This window comes from Caulobacter sp. GW822-FHT01G02, assembly GCF_058802865.1.
This window is the reverse complement of sequence record NZ_JBXAON010000002.1, coordinates 331743-353536: the sequence shown is the minus strand read 5'-3', so window position 1 is coordinate 353536 and position 21794 is coordinate 331743. Positions and strand designations below refer to the sequence as shown.

19 protein-coding genes are annotated in these 21794 nt (G+C 68.4%); 15 read left to right on the top strand and 4 right to left on the bottom strand.

From position 1 onward, the window contains the following. Positions 1 to 78: 78 nt before the first annotated feature. On the top strand, positions 79 to 1206 hold the full coding sequence (locus tag AC1RNC_RS07125) for a helix-turn-helix domain-containing protein (protein WP_492884921.1): 1128 nt from the start codon (positions 79 to 81) through the stop codon (positions 1204 to 1206). A gap of 73 nt (positions 1207 to 1279) precedes the next feature. After that, positions 1280 to 2104, top strand: coding sequence for a sterol desaturase family protein (locus AC1RNC_RS07120; RefSeq protein WP_492884919.1), 825 nt, complete (start codon positions 1280 to 1282; stop codon positions 2102 to 2104). On the opposite strand, the gene AC1RNC_RS07115 is transcribed toward AC1RNC_RS07120, so the two are convergent. Then, a complete protein-coding gene (locus tag AC1RNC_RS07115) occupies positions 2079 to 2738 on the bottom strand; it encodes a hypothetical protein (protein WP_492884917.1) in 660 nt (219 codons plus the stop codon). The genes AC1RNC_RS07120 and AC1RNC_RS07115 overlap by 26 nt on opposite strands. 270 nt (positions 2739 to 3008) lie before the next feature. On the opposite strand from AC1RNC_RS07115, the gene rpsF reads away from it, so the two are divergent. The 8 genes from rpsF to AC1RNC_RS07075 all read left to right on the top strand — a co-directional run bounded on the left by rpsF (position 3009) and on the right by AC1RNC_RS07075 (position 12765). Continuing rightward, complete coding sequence (rpsF, locus tag AC1RNC_RS07110; protein WP_099577449.1) at positions 3009 to 3389, top strand: 30S ribosomal protein S6; 381 nt, start codon at positions 3009 to 3011, stop codon at positions 3387 to 3389. A 14-nt stretch (positions 3390 to 3403) separates the two neighbouring features. After that, a complete protein-coding gene (gene rpsR / locus AC1RNC_RS07105) occupies positions 3404 to 3682 on the top strand; it encodes a 30S ribosomal protein S18 (RefSeq protein WP_004615089.1) in 279 nt (92 codons plus the stop codon). A gap of 13 nt (positions 3683 to 3695) precedes the next feature. After that, positions 3696 to 4280, top strand: coding sequence for a 50S ribosomal protein L9 (rplI, locus tag AC1RNC_RS07100; protein WP_492838101.1), 585 nt, complete (start codon positions 3696 to 3698; stop codon positions 4278 to 4280). 197 nt (positions 4281 to 4477) lie between these two features. After that, on the top strand, positions 4478 to 6919 hold the full coding sequence (locus AC1RNC_RS07095) for a TonB-dependent receptor plug domain-containing protein (RefSeq protein WP_492884914.1): 2442 nt from the start codon (positions 4478 to 4480) through the stop codon (positions 6917 to 6919). 201 nt (positions 6920 to 7120) lie between these two features. Next, positions 7121 to 8638 carry a replicative DNA helicase gene (locus tag AC1RNC_RS07090; protein ID WP_492884912.1) on the top strand — a complete coding sequence of 506 codons (1518 nt, stop codon included), beginning with the start codon at positions 7121 to 7123 and terminating at the stop codon, positions 8636 to 8638. Positions 8639 to 8724: 86 nt separating this feature from the next. Continuing rightward, a complete protein-coding gene (locus AC1RNC_RS07085; RefSeq protein ID WP_492884910.1) occupies positions 8725 to 9411 on the top strand; it encodes a MarC family protein in 687 nt (228 codons plus the stop codon). Positions 9412 to 9450: 39 nt separating this feature from the next. Then, on the top strand, positions 9451 to 10548 hold the full coding sequence (gene alr / locus AC1RNC_RS07080) for an alanine racemase (protein WP_492884908.1): 1098 nt from the start codon (positions 9451 to 9453) through the stop codon (positions 10546 to 10548). Between the two features lie 39 nt (positions 10549 to 10587). After that, positions 10588 to 12765, top strand: a complete 2178-nt coding sequence (locus tag AC1RNC_RS07075; protein ID WP_492884906.1) for a DUF6311 domain-containing protein — start codon at positions 10588 to 10590, stop codon at positions 12763 to 12765. Positions 12766 to 12775: 10 nt separating this feature from the next. Here the strand turns inward: AC1RNC_RS07075 and AC1RNC_RS07070 are convergent, their stop codons facing one another. Further along, on the bottom strand, positions 12776 to 13387 hold the full coding sequence (locus AC1RNC_RS07070; RefSeq protein WP_492884904.1) for a hypothetical protein: 612 nt from the start codon (positions 13385 to 13387) through the stop codon (positions 12776 to 12778). A 122-nt stretch (positions 13388 to 13509) separates the two neighbouring features. Here AC1RNC_RS07070 and radA point away from each other — a divergent pair, with 122 nt between their 5' ends. Genes radA through AC1RNC_RS07045 form a run of 5 tightly spaced genes read left to right on the top strand, consistent with a single transcriptional unit; the run spans position 13510 to position 18804 of the window. Continuing rightward, a complete protein-coding gene (radA, locus tag AC1RNC_RS07065; RefSeq protein WP_492884902.1) occupies positions 13510 to 14892 on the top strand; it encodes a DNA repair protein RadA in 1383 nt (460 codons plus the stop codon). Further along, the gene (locus AC1RNC_RS07060) at positions 14889 to 15506 is read left to right on the top strand and encodes a CvpA family protein (protein ID WP_492884900.1); all 618 of its coding nucleotides are present in this window, start codon (positions 14889 to 14891) and stop codon (positions 15504 to 15506) included. Before radA ends, AC1RNC_RS07060 begins: the two co-directional genes overlap by 4 nt. Continuing rightward, positions 15503 to 17002 (top strand): amidophosphoribosyltransferase, encoded by a 1500-nt coding sequence (gene purF / locus AC1RNC_RS07055; protein ID WP_492884898.1) that lies wholly within the window; start codon positions 15503 to 15505, stop codon positions 17000 to 17002. The genes AC1RNC_RS07060 and purF overlap by 4 nt, the downstream gene beginning before the upstream one ends. An 8-nt stretch (positions 17003 to 17010) precedes the next feature. After that, entirely contained in the window at positions 17011 to 18000 is a 990-nt protein-coding gene (locus tag AC1RNC_RS07050; protein WP_492884897.1) for a bile acid:sodium symporter family protein, read from the top strand. A 48-nt stretch (positions 18001 to 18048) separates the two neighbouring features. After that, positions 18049 to 18804 (top strand): SDR family NAD(P)-dependent oxidoreductase, encoded by a 756-nt coding sequence (locus AC1RNC_RS07045; protein ID WP_492884895.1) that lies wholly within the window; start codon positions 18049 to 18051, stop codon positions 18802 to 18804. Between the two features lie 34 nt (positions 18805 to 18838). On the opposite strand, the gene AC1RNC_RS07040 is transcribed toward AC1RNC_RS07045, so the two are convergent. Both AC1RNC_RS07040 and der read right to left on the bottom strand, forming a co-directional pair. Beyond that, complete coding sequence (locus tag AC1RNC_RS07040; RefSeq protein WP_492884893.1) at positions 18839 to 19939, bottom strand: serine hydrolase domain-containing protein; 1101 nt, start codon at positions 19937 to 19939, stop codon at positions 18839 to 18841. Positions 19940 to 20024: 85 nt separating this feature from the next. Further along, positions 20025 to 21785 carry a ribosome biogenesis GTPase Der gene (der, locus tag AC1RNC_RS07035; RefSeq protein ID WP_492838114.1) on the bottom strand — a complete coding sequence of 587 codons (1761 nt, stop codon included), beginning with the start codon at positions 21783 to 21785 and terminating at the stop codon, positions 20025 to 20027. Positions 21786 to 21794: the final 9 nt, after the last annotated feature.

Here is a 21794-nt window from a genome sequence, read left to right as displayed (position 1 = left end):
AAGAAGTAACCAGCCTTTTCGGGTTCCGGCCAGCCGCGCGGGTTGAGGCTCGCGCGGTCTGGGGGAGATGATCGGTCGATGATCGACCTCGCCCATATCGACCTCTCCGGTCTGGAACTGGGGCTGCGCGGCGTCGCCATCGGCGCCTTCGCCGCTACCGGCGTATCCCTGGCCGCCAGCCGCAAGATGACGCCGACGCGCTGGGTCGGCGTGCTGCTGATGGCGTGCGCCATAGCCCACGGCTTCGAGAGCCATTTCTACTACGCGACGCACCGGCACTTCAGCCTGCTGACCTGGTTTCTCAGCTCGATGGCCGCCGGGGTTTTCTGGCTATTCTGCTCGGTGCTGTTCGAGGACGAACCGAAAATCCCGGCGTGGCGCTTCGCCGTGCCCGGCATAGTGCTGGCGCTCTGGCTGCCCGGGGCCTTCCTGCCGCCCTCGCCGGCCCGCGCTGTCGCCTGGTGGATCTTCGCCGCCTCCTCGCTGGCGATCCATCTTCACATCCTGCTGATGACCTGGCGCGGCTGGCGGATCGACCTCGTCGAGCGCCGCCGGCATCTGCGCGCGCCGATCGCGGCGGCGGCGACCGGCTACATGCTCGTCCAAACCCTATGCGACTTCGGCCTGGGGAAAGGCCCCATGCTGCCTAGCCTGATCCAGGCTATCGCCTTGGCCGGCCTGGGGGTCGGTTCGGCCCTGGCCCTGCTGCGCGCCGAGCCGGTGCTGGTCCAGGCCTCGCCCGCCGCCGGCGAGCCCCCCGTGGTCAAGCCCGTCGAGACCCTCGACCTCACCCCCGCCGACCGCCTGGTCCTGGCCCGCCTGGACAAGGCGATGAACGACAACGAAGTCTGGCGCGGCGAGGACCTGTCGATCGGGACCCTGGCCGCCCTGGTCGGCGCGCCCGAACACCGCCTGCGCAAGCTGATCAACGGCACGCTGGGCCACCGCAACTTCGCCGACTACGTCAACGGCCGCCGCATCGAGGCGGCCAAGCTCGCCCTGGCCGATCCCGAACAAGCGCTGAAGTCGGTCTCGACCATCGCCTACGAGTTGGGCTTCGCCTCGCTGGGTCCGTTCAACCGGGCCTTCCGCGCCGCCACCGGCGTCACCCCGACCGCCTGGCGCCAGGACGTCACGCCCGCGCACCCGCAACTGCGGCTGGTCGAAACCGGCGAAGGTCCGTCGAAAAGCGACAAACGGGCCTGATTTCGAGTTCGGCGCGACGGGCCAAGAACCGGCGGCTTCCTTGGCGAGGTCTTTCGCTCTGGAGCCCGGATAAATGCTCGACACCCTCCTCCCCTTCGCCCGCAACTGGCTGGACGCCATGTGGGTCGACGTCACCCGTTACGTGATCTTCTCGGTCGGCGTCTGGCTGGTGCTCTGGGTCGCTCTGGCGATCCCGCTGGCTAGCCGCAAGATCCGCGACAGCCGCCCGCCGGCGCGCCAGCTGCTGACCGAGTTCGCGACCTCGATCCGTTCGATCGCCATCTTCTCGACCCTGGGCCTGCTGACCTTCGGCCTGTTCCGCGCCGGCTGGCTGCCAGGACCCGATATCGCCAAGCGCTGGGGTCCGGTCTGGTTCTGGACCAGTCTCGTTCTGATGATCGTCGCCCACGACGCCTGGTTCTACTGGACGCACCGGCTGATCCACGACCGCCGCCTGTTCCGGCGCTTCCACCGGCGGCACCACCGGTCGAACAATCCCTCGCCGTTCACCGCCTACAGCTTCGACCTGGGCGAGGCCTTCATCAACGGCGTGTTCGTGCCGCTATGGATGATCCTTGTCCCGACCCAATGGCCGGTGATCGGTCTGTTCATGCTGCACCAGATCGTCCGCAACACGATTGGCCACTCGGGCTACGAGCTGTTCCCCGCCCGCAAGGACGGCCGGCCGCTGTTTCCGTTCTTGACGACCGTGACCCACCACGACCTGCACCACGCCCAGGCGGGGTGGAACTACGGCCTCTACTTTACCTTCTGGGACAAGGTCATGGGCACCGAGCACCCTGAGTATCTGAAGCGCTTCGCGGCCGTCACCGCCAAAAAGCCGAAGAACGACGGGGATCGCGAGCTGGAGGCTACCAGCCGACCTTCACCAGCTTGATCATGGCGCGGGCGTCCTGCAGCCGCCAACTCTCACGCTGGTTGCTGACGCCCCGCACGCTGACGGTGAATTCGGCGGGGATGTCGAACGGCCGGGTCAGGCTGAGGTCGACGCCCTCGTCGCCCGTGGAGCCGCCGCCAAACGCGATCGAGCCGACCGGCTTGCCGTCCAGGGTCAGCGACGAGCGGATATTGGCGCGCGCCACCGGGATCTTGCCCGGCACGGCGATGGCCTGGCTGGCGTCCATGTCCATCGAGACGCGGACATAGTTGGCGCGCGGCAGGAGGCCGAAGCCGAACGCCTTGGACATCGATGAGCGCAGCTTGGCTTCGTTCTCGTTCCACGAGGCCCCGAGCGCCACCGAGCGCTGACCGACGCGCTGGTCGTCGGGCTTCTGGGTCAGGTTGAGGTCGAAATCATAGGTCGGGTTCTCGATCATGCCCGAGGACCTGACCGTCAGGGCGACCTTCTCGGTGTCGGTGGACAGGTCCAGCGGCAAGGCCGCCGAGTAGCCAGCGAACCGGCCTTCGCGCGCCGCGACCGACGTGACGGGCTTCTGAATGATCTCGGCGTGCGCCGTCCCGGCGGTCAAGGCCGCTGCGAATGCCACTAAGAGACGATCACCGATCCCCATGTTCGCCTGCTAGCATAGTTGGGCGCCCGGATGGAACCCGGCCAATGTCAATTATCGGACACTGCCCCGCATCGCCTGGTTCGGCGGCAAACCTCGACGCGGCTTGCCTTCCCGCCCCATCTTCTGTAATAGCGCGCGTTCTCACGGAAGAGCGGTCTTGCACGCACCCATCCGGGACCGGGGATTTCCCCGCTCGGTGTGCAGGAACCATCGTGGTCGACGGACTTCCGCCGACGACCGCGCCGCCTTCCCCAACGGAAGAAGGAAAACATGGCGTTCTACGAACACGTGGTCATCGCGCGGCAGGATATCTCGCCGCAACAGGCCGAAGCTCTGAACGAGCAACTGAAGACCCTCATCGAAGAGAATGGCGGCCACATCGCCAAGATCGAGTACTGGGGCCTTCGCAACCTCACCTACCGCATCAAGAAGAACCGCAAGGGCCACTACTCCCTGCTCGCGATCGACGCCCCGGCGCCGGCCGTGAAGGAAATGGAGCGCCAGCTGCTCATCAATGAAGATGTGCTGCGCTTCATGACCATCCGCGTGGAAGAGCTGGACCTGGAACTGTCGCCGGTTCTCGCCCGTCGTGACCGTGGCGATCGCCCGGAACGTCCGCGCGAAGACTTTGCGCCCCAGGCTCAAGCGTAAGGGAGAGATAGATCATGACCGATACGACCGCTCCCGAAGCCGGCGCTCCGGCCGCCGCCGCTGGCGGCGCTCGCCGCCCGTTCTTCCGTCGCCGCAAGGTTTGCCCGTTCTCGGGCGCCAACGCGCCGAAGATCGACTACAAGGACGTGAAGCTGCTGCAGCGTTACGTTTCCGAACGCGGCAAGATCGTCCCGTCGCGCATCACCGCGGTGTCGGCCAAGAAGCAACGCGAGCTGGCCAAGGCCATCAAGCGCGCCCGCTTCCTGGCTCTGCTCCCCTACGTCGTGAAGTAAGGGAGACACCACGATGAAAGTCATTCTGCTCGAACGCGTTGAAGGCACTGGCGTCCTCGGCGACGTGGTCACCGTGAAGGACGGCTTCGCCCGTAACTTCCTGCTGCCGCGCCACAAGGCTCTGCGCGCCACCAAGGCCAACGAAGCGACCTTCGAAGCGCAACGCGCCGAGATCGAAGCCCGCAACGTCCGCAACCGCGAAGCCGCCGGCAAGAACGGTGAATCGCTGGACGGCACGCAATACGTCCTGATCCGTCAGGCTGGCGAAAGCGGTCAGCTGTACGGTTCGGTCGCGGGCCGCGACGTCGCCGACGCCATCAAGGCCGAAGGCGGCAAGGTCGACCGCTCGATGATCGTGCTGGACAAGCCGATCAAGACGCTGGGCGTCCACGAAGTGAAGGTGAAGCTGCACGCTGAAGTGACCGTCACGGTCACCCTCAACATCGCGCGCAGCCAGGACGAAGCCGATCGCCAAGCGCGCGGCGAAAACGTGATCAACTCGCAATTCGAGGAAGATCGCGCGGCCGAAGCCGAAGCCGCCCAAGACATGGCGGAAGGCGGCGCCGGCTCGTTCGAAGGCGACCACTACGAAGCCTAATCCCTTCCGGGATCGGAGCTTTTTATCGAGAAACGGCGCGGAGCGATCCGCGCCGTTTTTTTCTGCGCCGCAGCACAGAAATGTTCAGCTTGTGTGCAGAACGCTGAAATCCCATGTTCGGTCTGGGGGCGATCAAGACCCCCGCTTCGGGGCATGAGGACGCGCGCCTGATCCCCGGCCAAGACAGGGGATATCTCATGCGTTACAGAAGCTTACTGCTGACGGCCGCGTCGCTGACGGCCTTCGCCGCCACCGCCCATGCCCAAACCGCCGCGCCAGCGACCGACAACACCAATGTCGACGAGATCGTCGTCACCGGCACCCGCACCGTCGGCCGCTCGCGCCTGGACACCCTGGCGCCGGTCGACGTCGTCACCGCCAAGACCCTGCAGCAGCGCGGCAGCACCGAGCTGGCCACGGCCCTGGCCGCCACGGTCCCGTCGATCACCTTCCCGCGCCCGTCGAACACCGACGGCACGGATTCGGTCCGCCCGGCCGTGCTGCGCGGCCAAGGTCCCGACCAGACCCTGGTGCTGGTCAACGGCACGCGCCGCCACGCCACGGCGCTGGTGAACCTGAACGGTTCGGTCGGCCGCGGCTCGGCCGCCGTCGACCTCAACGCCATCCCGTCGGTCGCCCTGGACCGCATCGAAGTCCTGCGCGACGGCGCCGCGGCCCAGTACGGCTCTGACGCCATCGCCGGCGTCATCAACCTGCGCCTGCGCGAAGCCGACCACGGCGGCGGCGTCACAGTCACGGCCGGCAAGTACATCACCAGCTTCGACGGCCTGCAGACCGGCGCCAAGCAGAAGCGTCGCGACGGCGCGACCAAGACCGTGGCCGGCTGGCAAGGCCTGAAGCTCGGCTCGGACGGCTTCCTGACGCTGTCGGCCGAGTATGTGGACCGCGACTTCACCAATCGCAGCGACATCGACACCCGCGTCACGCCGCGGCGCGTCACCTCGCGCTTCGGCGATCCCGAGGTCGAACAGGTCAGCTTCTACGCCAACGCCGGCAAGCCGATCGGCGACAACTGGCAGCTCTACGGCTGGTACGGCTATCAGCAGCGCGACAGCGAGGCCTCGGCCACCTACCGCCTGCCGACCGACGCCCAGCAGACCATCACCAGCGTCTATCCCAACGGCTATCTGCCGCTGATCACCACCAACACCGAGGACGTCACCGCAGCCATCGGCCTGCGCGGCGACCTGGCCGGCTGGAAGATCGACACCAACCTGGTCTACGGCAAGAACGACCTCGATTTCGGGGTGAAGAACACCCTCAACCCGTCGTATGGCCCGACCTCGCCGACCAACTTCCAGGCCGGCGGCCTGACCTATGACCAACTAGTCTTCGGCATCGACGCCAGCCAGGAATTCGATGTCGGCCTCGCCGGCCCGCTGAACGTCGCCTTCGGCCTGGAAGCCCGTCGCGAGACCTACAAGATCAACGCCGGCGAAGTGGCGTCCTATGCCCGCGGCACGGTCTCGCCGACCCTGGCCTTCGGTTCGCGCGGCTTCACCGGCTTCACGCCCAGCAACGTCATCGACGTCGATCGCGACGCCGTCGGCGCCTATCTGGACCTGGAAGGCAAGCTGACCGAGAAGCTGACCGCCTCGGCGGCCGTCCGTCGTGAGCACTATTCGGACTTCGGCAACAACACGAGCTGGAAGCTGTCGGGCCGCTACGACTTCACCGACGCCTTCGCCCTCCGCGGCGCGGTCTCGACCGGCTTCCGCGCCCCGAGCCTGCAGCAGCAGTACTTCACCTCGACCTCGATCCTCTACATCAACCAGCTCGTCGGCGGCGTGACCACGGCCGTGCCGTTCGAGACCGGCACCTATCCGTCGGTCAGCACGGTCGGCCAGGCCCTGGGCGGCAAGCCGCTGGAGCCGGAGAAGTCCAAGAACTTCTCGCTGGGCGCGGTCTACCACAAGGGTCCGTTCGAGCTGACGATCGACGCCTACCAGATCAATGTCGACAACCGCATCGTCCTGTCGGAAACCCTGACGGGCAGCGCCACCGCCGCGGCGGGCACCAACGCCCGGGTGATCTTCGACCTGCTGTCGCGATACGGCGCGTCGGCCGGCCGCATCTTCACCAACGGCGTCGACACCAAGACCAAGGGCGTCGACATCGTGGCCCGCTACCGGATCCTCGACGACCAAGCCGGCACGTTCGACCTGACGGCGGCGGCCAACGTCAACGACTTCAAGGTCAACCGCACGCCGTCCACCACGGTGCTGCCGACCCCGACCACGCTGTTCGGCCGGCAGGCCACGCTGCGCTTCGAGGAAGGCACGCCGCGCAACAAGGTTTCGCTGCAAGGCGACTGGAGCAAGGGTCCCTGGGGCGCCACCCTGCGCACCACCCTCTATGGCAATGTCCTGTCGCCGGGCACCGCCGCCGACGGCAGCGGCGACTGGCACACGGGCTCGCAGGGCATCGTCGACCTGGAGGCCCGCCGTCGATTCGGCGAGCACACCACGGTGTCGCTGGGCGCGGACAACCTGTTCGACCAGTATCCCGACCAGGTGCCGCCGAACCTCAACACCAGCGGCGGCAACCCGTTCTCCAGCTTCTCGCCGTTCGGCTTCAACGGTCGCTTCCTCTACGGGCGTCTGGCGATCAACTGGTAGGCCGAAAACCGCGCAAACGTTTGGGCCCGGAGAGCGATCTCCGGGCCCTTTCTTATGCGAAGGTGCAAGCGCACAGGCCTTGGACAGGCGTCCGCTTCTGACGTAACGCGGTCAGAACATACACAGAATATCCCCATTCATCTGGAGCCGCGCGGCCATCCGACCCGAGCGTCCGAAGCCCCGTCGCGTTAATATCCGTCGATGTCTCTCGTACCCGCGCTCGACCTTGTTCTCCCCGGTCTTCCCGAGCCCACGATCAACGTGGCGCCGCACAACATGGAAGCCGAGCAAGCGCTGCTGGGCATCCTGCTCTACGACAACGCCGCCTACGAACGGTTGAGCGACAATCTGCAGGCCCGCTGCTTCTACGAACCCTTCCACCAGCGCCTGTTCCAGTCGATCGAGACCCACGTCCGCAAGGGCCAGCTGGCCGAGCCGATCCTGCTGGCCGACGAGTTCAAGAAGGACCCCGCGTTCGAGGAGCTGGGCGGCCTGCGCTACCTGGCCGACCTCGTCGACCGCGCCCCGCCGGCGGCCAATGTCGGCGACTACGCCCGGGTGATCTTCGACCTGTCGCTGCGTCGCGAACTGATCCGCATCGGCGGCGACATCGCCACGGCCGCGCAAGGCGGCAACGAGGAAAAGCGCACCGCCCGCGACCAAATCGAGTCGGCCGAACAGAGCCTCTACAGCCTAGCCGAAAGCGGCGCGGCCTCATCGGGCTTCGTCAGCTTCGGCGACGCCCTGCGCGGCGCGGTCGAGATGACGGCCGAGGCCTACAGCCGCGAAGGCGGCATGTCGGGCGTCGCGACCGACCTGATCGATCTCGACCAGAAGATCGGCGGTCTGCACCCCTCCGACCTCGTGGTCCTGGCCGGTCGTCCGTCGATGGGCAAGACGGCGCTGGCGACCAACATCGCCTTCAACATCGCCAAAAAATACGCCTACGAGATCCAGCCCGACGGCACCAAGAAGACCGTCCAGGGCGGCGTCGTGGCCTTCTACTCGCTGGAAATGAGCGCCGAACAGCTGGCCCTGCGTATGCTGGCCGACGCTTCGGGCGTGTCGGGCGACCGCCTCCGCAAGGGCGAGATCGACGCCAGCGAGTTCGGCCGGGTCCGCGACGCGGCCATGGAGCTGCAGGAAGCGCCGCTCTATATCGACGCCACCGGCGGTATCTCGATCGCCAAGCTGACCGCCCGGGCCCGCCGCCTGAAGCGCCAGGTCGGCCTTGACCTGGTCGTGGTCGACTATCTTCAGCTGGTCACCGGCTCGGACCTCGGCGCCAACGCCAACCGGGTGCAGGAGGTCTCGCAGATCACCATGGGCCTGAAGGCCCTGGCCAAGGAACTGGCCTGCCCGGTCATCGCCCTCTCACAGCTGTCGCGTCAGGTGGAAGCCCGCGACGACAAGCGACCCCAGCTCTCCGACCTTCGGGAATCGGGCTCGATCGAACAGGACGCCGACATGGTCTGGTTCGTGTATCGCGAGGCCTATTATGTCGGCCGCGCCGAGCCGCGCGAGGGCACGCCCGAGCACCTGACCTGGCAGGAAGAGATGGACCGCCTGCACGGCCTGGCCGAGGTCATCATCGCCAAGCAACGTCACGGCCCCATCGGCACCGTGCGCCTGTCGTTCAACAGCGACACCACCCGCTTCGGCAACCTGGCCAAGGACCACTACTTCGCCCAGGCGCGGAACATTCCGTCGGACGAGTAGGCGCGTTCAGCACCTGGGGCGTTTGACTAGACCCGTTCCTGTAAGCCACCGTCCCCACCTCGCCTCCCCCTGTTCCGACGAGTCACATGGACTTCAGCCCCCTGCCCACGTCCAGCCTCGTCGGCGCCTTCCTGCTGGCGTTTCCGGCGCTGTTCTCGATCGTCAATCCGGTCGGGGCCTCGCTGATCTTCGACCAGGCGATGGCGGGCCGGGATCGATCCGAGCGGTTGCGGCTGGCGCGGCTGATCGGCCTGTACGCCTTCCTGGTGCTTCTGGGGTCGCTGCTGCTGGGCGGCTATATCCTCAACTTCTTCGGCGTCAGCCTGGGGGCTCTGCGGGTGGCCGGCGGGCTCGTCGTGGCGATCCGCGCCTGGGGCCTGCTGATGGACCCGCAGGAGCACGAGGACCGCAAGACCAGTCAGACCGAGTCGGCCCAGCGCCACGAGGACGTGGCATTCTTCCCGCTGACCATGCCGTTCACCACCGGTCCCGGCTCGATCTCGGTGGCCATCGCCCTGTCGTCCCAGCGCCCGACCGAAGGCAGCGGCGTGGCGCCCTTCTTCATCGGCGCCAGTCTGGCCGCGGCCCTGGTGGCGATCCTGGTCTGGCTGCTCTACAGCGCCTCGGGCCGGGTCATGCGGCTGCTGGGCCCCGGCGGCGCGCGGGTGCTGTCGCGGCTGGTGGCGTTCCTGCTGCTGTGCATCGGCGTGCAGATCATCGCCTCGGGCGCGGAGAACCTGGTGGCGCGGTTCCTGGCCACCCATCACGGTTAAGGCGTTGAACCGCCTGCCCGCGTCCGGTACGTCGACCTCGTGACCGACCTCACCGACACCCGCATCACCATCGACCTCGACGCCCTGGCCGCGAACCACGCGGCCCTGCGCGCCCGCGCGGGCGGGGCCGAGGTGGCGCCAGCGGTCAAGGCCGACGCCTATGGCCTGGGCGCGCCCCAGGTCGCCGACCGCCTGTGGGCCGAGGGCGCGCGGAGCTTCTATGTCGCCCGCCTGTCCGAGGGCGTGGCCCTGCGCCAGGCGCTGGGCGACCGCGAGGCGATCATCCACGTGCTGGACGGCGTCACGCCCGGCTCCGGCGACACGTTGGAGGGCGCCCGGCTCACGCCCGTGCTCAACAGCCTGCCCCAGGTCGAGGCCTGGAACGCCCAGGCCCGTGCGGGTCGGCTGAAGGCGGCCCTGCACGTCGATACCGGCATGAACCGCCTGGGCTTGCGCCCCGAGGAGTTGAAGGTGCTGGTCGGCGCCTTTGATCGACTCAAGCGGCTCGATATCGAGCTCGTCGTCAGCCACCTGGCCTGCGCCGACGAGCCGGCCCATCCGCTGAACGCGATCCAGCTGGAACGCTTCCAGGAGGCCGTCGCCCTGCTGCCGAACGCCCGACGCAGCCTGGCCGCCTCGGCGGGCCTGTTCCTGGGCGAGGCCTGGCGCTTCGACCAGGCCCGTCCAGGGATCAGCCTGTATGGCGGCGGGCCCGAGGGCCGGCCGCATCCGGAGATCCGCGCCGTCGCGACGGTAGAGGCGCCGATCCTGCAAGTCCGGGTCGTGCCGCGCGGCGAGAGCATCGGCTACGGCGCCGGCTGGACGGCGACCGAGACCACCCGTGTCGCCATCGTCGCGGCCGGCTACGCGGACGGGATTCCACGCGCCGCCTACCCGCGCGGCGCGGTCTGGTTCGACGGCGCGCGCCGGCCGATGCTGGGCCGCGTCTCCATGGATCTGATCGCGGTCGACATCACCGACTGCGACGCCGCCCGCCCCGGCGCGATGGTCGAGCTGTTCGGTCCGAACCTGCCGATCGACGACGCGGCCGAGGCCGCCGGCACTTCGGCCTACGAGCGGTTGACGCGATTGACGCTCCGCGCGACGCGCCGCTATGTGGGGCTGCGGGGCGGGTGAGGCTCAGCCTGTAATAGAGTTACGCTCGGGGGCGCGTCGATGTCGGACCTGTACGAAGAAGCCAAGCGCGCCTTGCTGACCGCCGCGCGCCAGGAGGCGGGCTGGCGCTGGGTCGCCCTGGCCGTCGTGATCGCCGCCGTCGGCCTATTCCATCACCTGATCGGCTTCAAACTGGTCGGCGCCCACGCCGACTTCTGGCGCGCGCCGCACAACGACATGGCCACCATGCTGGCCGGCCAGGAGGCGGTGTTCCGCCAGGCCTGGCGCTTCCCGCTGGTCGTCACCGACCGCCTGCTGTCCCCGGCCCTGCTGTCGGTCGTCTATACCGACAGCATCCCCTGGATGACGGTCGTGCTGAAGGCCACCGGCCTGTGGCATTGGCTGAACGGCCTGGGCCTGTTCTTCCTGATTTCCTACGCCCTGCAGCCGGTGGCGATGATCACCCTGCTGCGCACCCTGGACGTGCGCCAGGTCGTGCTGTTGGCGATGGGCGGTCTGCTGGCCCTGCTCACGCCCGCCTTCCTGATGCGCCACGGCCACGTGGCCCTGAGCGGCCACTGGGTGGTGATCTTCGCCCTGGCCGCCGCGGCCGACAGCATCCGTCACGGCCTGACCCTGCGCCGCGCCGGCGTCTTCGCGGGCCTGGCGGCGCTGGCCATGGGCGTGCACGCCTATCACCTGCCACCGATCGGCTTCTGCTTCGCCGCCGCCATGGCTTCGGAGATCGCCCAGAAGCGCCCGCGAGCCTGGGCGAGCTGCGCCAAGGCCGCGGGCCTGGTGCTGCTCTGCATGGCCCTCACCGCCTTCGTGCTGGGCTATGGCGTCGGCCAGGGCGCCGGCGGCGGCAAGAGCCCGATCATCGGCTACTACTCGATGAACATCCTGGGTCCGATCCTGCCCCAGGGCTCGGCGTTGTTCGGCCAGACCTTCGAGGGCGGCTGGTTCAAGCAGACCCTGGACCCCAACGGCGGCCAGTGGTTCGAGGGCTATAACTACCTGGGCGCGGGCGTGCTGTTCACGATCGCCGCCGGCGTCTTCCTGTCGGTGCGCCACGGCTGGCTGCCGACGCCCGCCCGCGTGTGGAGCCGCCGCTGGCTGCCGCTGACCGTGGCCATGGTCGTGCTGACCCTCTGGGCCATCGGTCCCAACCCGTACCTCGCCCAGCGCCTGCTGTTCACCGGTCCGAAGCTGTCGGGCGTGTTCGAGTGGCTGAGCCTGTTCCGCGCCCACGGCCGCCTGTTCTGGGCCGCCGGTTATCTGCTGACCGCCGTCTCGATCGTGCAGATCGGCCGCTACGCACGCCCCATCACCCTGCTGGCTATCGCCGTCATCGCCGTCGGCCTGCAATGGGGCGACAGTCACGAGATGCGGGCCGGCGTGCGCCACACCTTCAGCGAAGGCGCGCCGTCCTATCATCCGGTCAATCTCGAGAAGTCGACGGTGCTGCACAACCGGCCCTGGGTGTTCGCGCCGACCTATTTCTGCGCCAACAACGTCATCGACCAGATGGAGATCTCGCAGCTGACCCTGGCGGCGGTGCGCACCGGCGGGACGTCGAACAGCGCCTCGACGGCCCGCGACCAGGGCATCGCGTGCCAGACGCCGGAAGACCTGTTCAAGGTCGCCACGCCGAGCGATCCGCGCATCACCGTGGTCATGGAGGAGAGCGCCGGCGCCGAATACGGCCGCTTCACCCAGCGCACCGACTGCCGCCGCTTCCTGCGCGGCCTGATCTGCGGCCAGGGGCTGAACAAGGTTCCGGGCCTGACCGAGATCGCGCCCTATGTTCCGAACGGCAGCCGCGTGCTGGCCCAGGTCAATTTCGACCAGGGTGTCAGCCCGCCAGAGCTGATCTCGGGATGGTCGGCCGCCGATCCCAAGGGGATCTGGTCCAATGGCCCGCATTCGGTGATGACGATCAATGTCCCCGACATCACGGCCGGCGCGCCGCTGATCGTCGAACTGCACGCCATGAGCTTCAACAAGCCGCCCGAGGTGATGCAGAAGATCGAGGTGTCGGTGAAGGGCCGCAAGCTGGTCACTTGGAACGTCGAAAAGGCCAACTGGCGCCCCTACCGGGTCAGCGTCCCCGCGGACCTGATCAAGCCTGGCGAGCCGCTGACGCTGGAGTATGCGATCGGCGCCCCGATGCCCTCGACGCCGGAAGACCCGCGCAGCATCGGCCTGGGCGTCGAGAAGGTGATCATCAGCCAGTAGGCGTCGCGCGCTACGGGACGGCCAGGGCCCGCAGCCGCGCGGCGTTGACCGTCTCGACGGCCGCCTTCAGCACGGCCGCGCTGTCGGCGGCGCCGTCGGCGGCGATGCTGTAGCGGTCGGCGGCGACCACGGCGTAGCGGCCGCACTTGGCGGTGTCGTCCCACTGCTCGGTGACGGTGCGACCGCCGGCCGTGGTGACGGTCTCGTAGCCCGTGGCCGTCCGCCGGGTGCTGTGCGCGCCGACCGCGCTGTCGCTGGCCCCGACCGATCCGATCGCGCCCAGATCCACGACCTCCAGTGTGAAGGCCGCGCCATCCTTGACGTAGCGGGCGCTGACCTTGGTCATGCCCGGCTCGGTCCCGGCCTGGCTCCGGACATCGGCGCGCGCGAAGCCGCCGACCGTGGCCGGCAGCAAGGCCGGCAGGCTGCCCGGGGTCAGAGGCTTGGTTCCCTTAGCCGCCGCCATCTCTGCGCGCGCGGAATCCTTCTGCAGTTGGCCGACGGAGACTCCGCCGCCATTGACCTCGACGCGGGCGGAGGCGTCCGGGTCCTTGGGCTGGGCGCGACCACAGGCCGTCAGAGCCGCCGTCGCCAGGATCGCCGCCCACCAAGCCTTGTTCATCGTCGCGCTCCTCGACACCTGCCTTGATGCAAACGCATCGGCCCACAGCTTGGCTGCGTCCGGCTTTGGCGCAGCGCCTCGCCAACCTGTAGTCTCCCGCTATCCGAGAATCAGGAGACCTCATGGCCCGCGACGGCGCCGTCTACGCCTGCCAGTCCTGCGGCGCGGTCCAGACCAAGTGGTCCGGACAATGCCCAGCCTGCCAGAGCTGGAACACCCTGGTCGAGGAAATCGGCGCCAAGCCGCCCGGCGCCCTGGCGACGACCAAGGCCACCCGCGTGCGCGGCCTGCAATTCACCGGCCTGCAGAGCGACACCGCCCCGCCTCCGCGCATCATGACGGGCGTCGACGAGTTCGACCGGGTCTGCGGCGGCGGCGTGGTGCCCGGCTCGGCCATCCTGATCGGCGGCGACCCGGGCGTCGGCAAGTCCACCCTGCTACTGCAGGTCTGCGCCAGCGCCGCCCTGCGCGGCGTGTCCTGCGCCTATATCTCCGGCGAGGAAGCCGTCGAGCAGATCCGCGGCCGCGCCGACCGCATGGGCCTGGCCCAGGCCAATGTCAGCCTGGCGGCCGAGACTTCGCTGCGCGACATCCTGGATGGCCTGAAGCGCGACAACTTCGATCTGGTGGTCATCGATTCGATCCAGACGATGTGGAGCGACGCCCACGAGGCCGGGCCCGGCACGGTCACCCAGGTCCGCGCCTGCGCCACCGAGCTGGTGCGCCTGGCCAAAAAGAAGGGCGTGGCGATCCTGCTGGTCGGCCACGTGACCAAGGACGGCCAGATCGCCGGTCCGCGCGTGGTCGAGCACCTGGTCGACGCGGTCCTGGCCTTCGAAGGCGAGCGTGGCTATCCGTTCCGCATCCTGCGCGGGGCCAAGAACCGCTTCGGAGCCACCGACGAGATCGGCGTCTTCGAGATGGGCGATGTCGGCCTGCGCGAGGTCAAGAATCCCTCGGCCCTGTTCCTCAACGAGGGCGGCGAACGTTCGGCCGGCGCGGCGGTGTTCGCCGGCATCGAGGGCTCGCGCCCCGTCCTGGTGGAATTCCAGGCCCTGGTCGCGCCTTCCGCGTACGGAACACCCCGCCGCGCCGTGGTCGGATGGGACTCCGGACGGCTCGCCATGGTGCTGGCGATCCTGGAATCCCGATGCGGCCTTGGTTTTGGCGACAAGGACGTCTATCTGAACGTCGCTGGCGGCCTCCGGATCACGGAGCCGGCGGCGGATCTCGCCGCGGCGGCGGCCCTGGCCTCCTCCGCCCTGGACGTCGCCCTGCCCCAGGACTGCGTCGTGTTCGGCGAACTCAGCCTGTCGGGTGAAGTACGGCCCGTCAGCCGGATGGAGACGCGTTTGAAGGAAGCCGCGAAACTGGGATTTGGCCGGGCGCTCGGACCGCTCTCCGGCCTCCCTGAAGGCGGCGGAGCCTTGCCGGTCGCGGGCGTCGCCCGTGTCGCCGACGCCGTCCGCCGGATCGGCGACGAGATCTGGAGCAGCCTGACGTGACGCCGTTCGACATCATCGCCGGGCTCCTGCTGCTGGTCTCCGGCGTCACCGGGTGGGTGCGCGGCGCGTCGCGCGAGCTGACCTCGGCCCTGTCGTTCATCATCGCCGCCGCCATCTCATTGTTTGGCCTGCGGATCTCCGGCCCGATCTTCCGCAACCTCATGGACCCCGACTGGGCCGCCACGGCGGCGGCCATAGTGGTGGTTTTCGTCGTCTTCTTCCTGATCATCCGCCTGATCGGCGGCCAACTGACCGCCGGCCTGCACGAGACCTCGGCCGGAACCCTGGACCGCGCGGTCGGCGCGACCTTCGGGGTGATCCGGGCCGTGTTGATCCTGGGCGTCTTCAACCTGCTGCTGCACCTGGCGACGCCGCCGGATCGCATGCCGCACTGGGTCCAGGATTCGATGTTCTATCCCTTGTCCGAAGCCAGCGGCGCGGTGCTCAAGGTCTTCGCCCCGAAGGGCAAGGCCCTGGCCGGCAAGCTGGCCCCGGCGATCAAGGAAGCCGTTCATGAGGGCGGCGACAATACGTCCGGCGAGAAGTCGTCGGATAAAGGCTATGATGATGACCAGCGTCGGAAGCTCGACGACCTGGTGGAGAAATCACGATGACCTTCCTGGGCCAGTCGACCGACCGCTATTCCTCGTCGCCGTGGCGCGATCCCGAGGACGACACCCTGCGCCTGGAGTGCGGCGTGTTCGGCGTCTTCGGCGTCCGTGACGCCGCCGCCATCGCGGCGCTGGGCCTGCACGCCCTGCAGCACCGCGGCCAGGAGGCCTGCGGCATCGCCGCCTTCGACGGCAATCGCTTCCATACCGAACGCCACATGGGCCACGTCGGCGACGCCTTCACCGGGGCCGACCTCGTCCAGCGCCTGCCGGGCGCCCTGGCCATCGGCCACACCCGCTACTCCACGGCCGGCGGCAGCGGCATCCGCAACGTCCAGCCGATGTTCGCCGATCTGGAAACCGGCGGCGTGGCCATCGCCCACAACGGCAACCTGACCAACTTCCTGACCCTGCGCGAACGCCTGGTGCAGGAAGGGGCGATCTTCCAGTCGACCTCGGACTCCGAAGTGATCCTTCACCTGATCGCCCGTTCGCGGAAGGCCAAGATCGTCGACCGCTTCATCGACGCGGTCGGCCAGATCGAGGGCGGCTACGCCCTGGTGGCCATCACCAACAAGAAGATGATCGGCCTGCGCGACCCGCTGGGCATCCGCCCGCTGGTGCTGGGCGACCTGGAGGGCAAGCCTGTTCTGGCGTCCGAGACCTGCGCCCTCGACATGATCGGCGCCCGCTTCGTGCGCGACATCGAGCACGGCGAGATGGTGGTGATCGAGGAAACCGGCATCACCTCGACCAAGCCGTTCCAAACCCAGGCCGCGCGCCCCTGCGTGTTCGAATATGTCTATTTCGCCCGCCCCGACAGCGTGGTGAACGGCCGCTCGGTCTATGGCGTGCGCAAGCGCATGGGCCGGAACCTGGCCAAGGAAACCGGCGTCGAGGCCGACGTGGTGGTGCCGGTGCCGGACTCGGGCGTGCCCGCTGCCCTGGGCTTCGCCCAGGAGAGCGGCATCCCGTTCGAGATGGGCATCATCCGCAACCACTATGTGGGCCGCACCTTCATCCAGCCGACCCAGGGCGTCCGCGAGCTGGGCGTGCGCATGAAGCACAGCCCCAACCGCGCCATCCTGGCCGGCAAGCGCGTCGTCCTGATCGACGACTCGATCGTGCGCGGCACCACCTCGCTGAAGATCGTCCGCATGGTCCGCGAGGCCGGCGCCACGGAAGTCCACCTCCGCTCGGCCAGCCCGCCGATCAAGTGGCCTGACTTCTACGGCATCGACATGCCCGAGCGCGAACAGCTGCTGGCGGCCAACAAGTCGCTGGAAGAGATGGCCAAGTTCCTGGAAGTGGACAGCCTGGGCTTCCTGTCGGTCGAGGGCCTGTACGACGCCCTGGAAGCCGGCCCACGCGATCCGGCCGCCCCGCAGTTCACCGACCACTACTTCACCGGCGACTATCCGACCCGCCTGACGGACCGCGAGATCGCCGAGGGTCGCAACGAGACCAACGACAAGCAGCTTTCGCTGCTCAGCGCCTAAGTCTTTCCGTGACCCTGAAGAGCGTTCTCGAGAAGCTGAAGCTCGAGCCGTACGTCCTCGCCCTGTTCGGCATGGTCGTGCTGGCCTCGATCCTGCCCGTGCGCGGCGAGGCGGCGCACGGCCTGAACATCATCGTCAAGCTGGCCATCGCGCTGCTGTTCTTCCTGCACGGGGCCAAGCTGTCGCGCGACAATGTGGTGGCGGGCCTGACCCACTGGCGGCTGCACCTGCTGATTCTGGCCTTCACCTTCGTGATGTTCCCGATCCTGGGTCTGCTGACTAGCAAGCTCAATTTGTTGCCGCCGACCCTGGCGGCGGGGATCCTATTCCTGTGCTGCCTGCCCTCCACCGTGCAGTCGTCGATCGCCTTCACCTCGATCGCGCGTGGCAATGTCGCGGCCGCCGTCGTGGCGGCCAGCGCCTCCAACCTGTTCGGCATCTTTATCACCCCGGTCCTGGTCGGCCTGCTGATGCACACCCAGGGCGGCGCGGCGGGCGGCTGGACATCGGTGCGGGACATCGTCGTCCAGCTGCTGCTGCCGTTCATCGCCGGCCAGTTGGCCCGGCCGCTGGTCGCCGGGTGGATCCAGCGGCACAAGTCGCTGATCGGCTATGTCGATCGCGGCTCGATCCTGCTGGTCGTCTACGCCGCCTTCAGCGAGGCCGTGGTCGGCGGCATCTGGCACAAGATCTCGCCGCTGCAGCTGGCGATCCTGCTGGCGGTCTGCGGCGCGCTGCTGGCCGTCGTGCTGGCCGCCACCACCTTCGGGGCGCGGGCGCTGGGCTTCTCGCCCGAGGACGAAAGGGCCATCACCTTCTGCGGCTCCAAGAAGAGCCTGGCCACCGGCGTGCCGATGGCGGGCATCCTGTTCCCCGGTCCGACGGCCGGCATCATCGTGCTGCCGCTGATGATCTTCCACCAGATCCAGCTGATGGCCTGTTCGGTCATCGCCCAGCACTACGCCCGTAAGGCCGCCGAACAGGAGATGGAAGCTTAAGGGCTTGCCCAGGTTTCCGTCCGCCCTCGCCTGTTCTAGAACCCGCCCATGACTTCCGACTCCCAAAAGCCGCTGGCCGGCCGCATCGCCCTCGTCACCGGCGCCACGCGCGGCATCGGCGGGGCGGTCGCCCTGGGCCTGGCCCAGGCCGGCGCCCACGTGATCGCGGTGGGCCGCACGCAAGGCGCCCTCGAGGCCCTGGACGACGCTATCCTGGAGGCCACCGGCGAGCGCGCCACCCTGGTCCCACTGGACCTGCGTGAGCCTGACGGCCTGGACCATCTGGGCGCGGCCATCCATCAGCGTTGGGGCAAGCTGGACATCCTGGTCGGCGCGGCCGGCCTGCTGGGTCCCCTCACCCCGGTGAGCCACCTGGAGCCCAAGGGCTGGGACATGATCCTGTCCACCAACCTGACGGCCAACTGGCGCCTGATCCGCGCCATGGATCCGCTGCTGCGCGCCTCGGACGCCGGCCGGGCCCTGTTCTTCTCCAGCAGCGTCGCCAAGACCCGGCCGGCCTTCTGGGGCGCCTACGCGGCCACCAAGGCGGCCCTCGAGGCCATCGTCGACGTCTATGCCGACGAAATGGAGAACACCGCCGTCCGCGCTCTGTGCGTCGATCCCGGCGCCATGCGCACCCGGATGCGCTCGGGCGCGTTCCCGGGCGAGGATCCCCAGACCGTTCCCGCGCCAGAAACCATCGTGCCGTTCATCATCGACCTGGTCCGCCCCGATCGCGAACCGCCCAAGGGCGTGGTTCGCTTCAAGGATCGGGGCCAGGAAGCGCCCAGCATCGACGCCTAGAAATCCGAGACCGGCAGGCCGAACGGAAAGCTTTCTAACGGCGAAGCTGCTTCAGCAGCAGGTTCGCCGTGGCCGTCGCCGAGCCATCTCCGGTCAGGGCGGCGGCCACGATCGCCTTGTCCCTGACCGAATAGGCCACGACGGCGCTCGCGCCCGGCGTACCGCCCAGATGTCCTAGCCAAAGGCTTTTCGAGCCGTCGGCCTCCGGAACTTCGATGACCATCGCGCCCAGGCCGTAGAAGCTGCCGGCGTCGAACATCGGATAGAGCTGGCCGAACATCGCCGTCAGCGTCTCCTGCTTCAGCAGCTTACCGCCCAGCAGCGCCGCCCAGACCCGAGCCATGTCCTCGGCGGAGCCCACGGCGCCGCCCGCCGCGCCGGCCCAGGCGGGCTCGATCGGGGCTTCCTTGGCCGAGACCAGCTTGGCGACGTCCTCGGCCCTGTCGCCGTCAGCCAGCATCCGCAGCGACTTCAGGCCCAGCGGCTTGACGATCCGCGCCTCGATCGTGGTCTGCCACGTCTGACCATCGACCGTCTCGATCACCTTGCCCAGCAGCGCGTAGCCGGTGTTGGAATACCGCCAGCGTTCGCCGGGACATGACATGGCCCCATGGCGAGCGATGATCTTCACGTCCTCGTCCAGGGTATGGGCGCGGCGCTCGGCGCGGGCCTTGAGATCTTCGTTGGCGCTGAACAGGCCGCCGGTGTGGGCCAGCAGGTCGCGGAGGGTCACCACGTCGCCGTTGGGCACGCCGGCCACGTACTTCGAGATCGGATCTTCCAGCTTGAGCTTGCCGGCCTCGGCCAGCTGCAGGACGACGATAGCGACCAGGCTCTTGCCGGCGCTGGCCCAGAACAGCATCGGCGGTTGCTCGCCACTGTCGGTGCGGCTCCAGGCGCCCTTGCCGGGGATCAGCACGGCGGCGGTCATGGCCGGCGCCTTGGTCGCGGCCTTGGCCTGGACGAACGCCGCCTCCAGCCGCGCGACCGCTTCCGGATCAAGCGCGGCCTTGGGAACCTCGGCCAGCAGCGGCGGCGCGACGGCCGGATGCAGCGGCGGGCCGGCATAGGTCACCGCGCTGGTGCAGACCACGGGCTTGTAGTCGGCCGCCGACGCCGCCGACGGCAGCGCCATCAAGATCAAAGCCAGCCCCAAGCCTCGCATCGCCGTCCCTCCACGTTCAGCCCACAAGGCTGAACGCGTATGGCGAAGTTTAGGCTCAGCGCCCCTTCGACTTGCCCGGACCGGTGTTGCCACGCACGGTGCGCGCGCCGGACACCGGACGCTTGGGTCCCGCCGCCTTGCCGCCGGCCGACTTGGCGCCGACCTTGTAGCTGGGGGCGGTCGAGACCTTCTTCTGGACCTTGGGACCCAGCTTCTTGACCGACTTGACCGCGGCCTTGCCCGGTTCGGCGGCCACGGCGCTTTCGACCGCCGGAGCCGCCTTGGCGGCGGGCGCCTTCTTCTTGACCGGCTTGGCCTCGCGGGGGTCGGGCAGGCCCGCCTCGATCGCGGCCTTGGCGGCGGCTTCGTCGGCCAGGCGCTTGGACTTCTTGACCGTGTTGCGCGAGGCGCGGATGCGTTCCTCCTCGCGTTCGCGGCGTTCGAACTCGCGCTTGCCCCGGCCGCTGTGGCCCTTGGCCTCGCCGTCGGCATAGGGGTTGGCGCCCGACTTGATGGTGATGCGCAGCGGCACCCCCGGCAGGTCGAAGCTCTCACGCAAGGAATTGATCAGATAGCGCCGATAGTGGTCGGGCATCTGGTCGGCGCGGCTGGAGAACAGCACGAAGGTCGGCGGACGGGCCTTGGTCTGGGCCATGTACTTGGGCTTCACACGGCGGCCGCTGACGGCGGGCGGCGGGTGGCGCTGCATGGCCATCTGCAGCCAGTCGTTCAGGTCGCGCGTCTTGACCTTGGTCGACCAGTCCTTGTGGATCTTCAGCACGGCGGGCATCAGCTTGTTGACCCCGCTGCCCGTCTCGCCCGACAGCGCCACCACCGGCGCGCCGCGCACCTGGGGCAGCATGCGCTCGGCGTGCTCGCGGAAGGCGGCCAGGGTCGCGGCCTGGTCCTCGACCAGATCCCATTTGGCCAGCACGAACACCAGGGCCCGCCCTTCCCGCTCGGTCAGGTCGGCGATCTGCAGGTCCTGGATCTCGAAGGGGTGGGTGGCGTCCATCACCAGCACCACCACCTCGGCGAAGGTGATGGCGCGGATGGTGTCCTGGGTGGAGAGCTTCTCCAGCTTCTCCTGCACCTTGGCCTTCTTGCGCAGGCCGGCGGTGTCGACCAGGCGGACCTTCTTGTCGCCCCAGATCCAGTCGACCGAGATCGAGTCGCGGGTGATGCCGGCCTCGGGGCCGGTCAGCAGGCGCTGCTCGCCGATCAGGCGGTTGATCAAGGTGGACTTGCCGGCGTTCGGACGGCCGACGATGGCCAGCCGGATCGGCTTGTCCTCGTCATCCTCGTCGTCGGAATACTGGTCCTCGGGAACGGCTTCCAGCATGGCGGCGTACAGCTCGGCCATGCCTTCGCCGTGCTCGCCCGAGATCGGGATCGGCTCGCCCAGGCCCAGCTTGTAGGCCTCGCCGATGCCCGACTGGCCGGCTTTGCCCTCGGCCTTGTTGGCGGCGATGATCACCGGCTTGCCACGACGGCGCAGCAGGGCGGCGAACACCTCGTCCAGCGGCGTGACGCCTTCGCGAGCGTCGTAGATGAACAGCGAGAGGTCGGCTTCCTCGATCGCCAGTTCGGTCTGGGCGCGCATGCGCGCTTCCAGGCTCTCGTCGGCGACGTCCTCGAAGCCGGCGGTGTCGATCAGGTGCAGGTCGAGGTCGCCCAGGCGGCCGTCGGCGTAGCGGCGGTCACGGGTGACCCCCGGCTGGTCGTCGACGATGGCCAGCTTCTTGCCGGCCAGACGGTTGAACAGCGTGGACTTGCCCACATTGGGGCGGCCGACGATGGCGAGTTTCAAAGGCATAGGGCGTCC

Excerpts from the sequence above, each read along its gene's own strand:
- AC1RNC_RS07090 (WP_492884912.1), top strand. The coding sequence starts at position 7,121 with ATGTCTCTCGTACCCGCGCTCGACCTTGTTCTCCCCGGTCTTCCCGAG.
- AC1RNC_RS07125 (WP_492884921.1), top strand. The coding sequence starts at position 79 with ATGATCGACCTCGCCCATATCGACCTCTCCGGTCTGGAACTGGGGCTG.
- AC1RNC_RS07075 (WP_492884906.1), top strand. The coding sequence starts at position 10,588 with ATGTCGGACCTGTACGAAGAAGCCAAGCGCGCCTTGCTGACCGCCGCG.
- rpsR (WP_004615089.1), top strand. The coding sequence starts at position 3,404 with ATGACCGATACGACCGCTCCCGAAGCCGGCGCTCCGGCCGCCGCCGCT.
- rplI (WP_492838101.1), top strand. The coding sequence starts at position 3,696 with ATGAAAGTCATTCTGCTCGAACGCGTTGAAGGCACTGGCGTCCTCGGC.
- AC1RNC_RS07095 (WP_492884914.1), top strand. The coding sequence starts at position 4,478 with ATGCGTTACAGAAGCTTACTGCTGACGGCCGCGTCGCTGACGGCCTTC.
- AC1RNC_RS07115 (WP_492884917.1), bottom strand. The coding sequence starts at position 2,738 with ATGGGGATCGGTGATCGTCTCTTAGTGGCATTCGCAGCGGCCTTGACC.
- purF (WP_492884898.1), top strand. The coding sequence starts at position 15,503 with ATGACCTTCCTGGGCCAGTCGACCGACCGCTATTCCTCGTCGCCGTGG.
- AC1RNC_RS07040 (WP_492884893.1), bottom strand. The coding sequence starts at position 19,939 with ATGGCGCTGCCGTCGGCGGCGTCGGCGGCCGACTACAAGCCCGTGGTC.
- der (WP_492838114.1), bottom strand. The coding sequence starts at position 21,785 with ATGCCTTTGAAACTCGCCATCGTCGGCCGCCCCAATGTGGGCAAGTCC.
- AC1RNC_RS07045 (WP_492884895.1), top strand. The coding sequence starts at position 18,049 with ATGACTTCCGACTCCCAAAAGCCGCTGGCCGGCCGCATCGCCCTCGTC.
- AC1RNC_RS07085 (WP_492884910.1), top strand. The coding sequence starts at position 8,725 with ATGGACTTCAGCCCCCTGCCCACGTCCAGCCTCGTCGGCGCCTTCCTG.
- rpsF (WP_099577449.1), top strand. The coding sequence starts at position 3,009 with ATGGCGTTCTACGAACACGTGGTCATCGCGCGGCAGGATATCTCGCCG.
- AC1RNC_RS07120 (WP_492884919.1), top strand. The coding sequence starts at position 1,280 with ATGCTCGACACCCTCCTCCCCTTCGCCCGCAACTGGCTGGACGCCATG.
- radA (WP_492884902.1), top strand. The coding sequence starts at position 13,510 with ATGGCCCGCGACGGCGCCGTCTACGCCTGCCAGTCCTGCGGCGCGGTC.
- AC1RNC_RS07070 (WP_492884904.1), bottom strand. The coding sequence starts at position 13,387 with ATGAACAAGGCTTGGTGGGCGGCGATCCTGGCGACGGCGGCTCTGACG.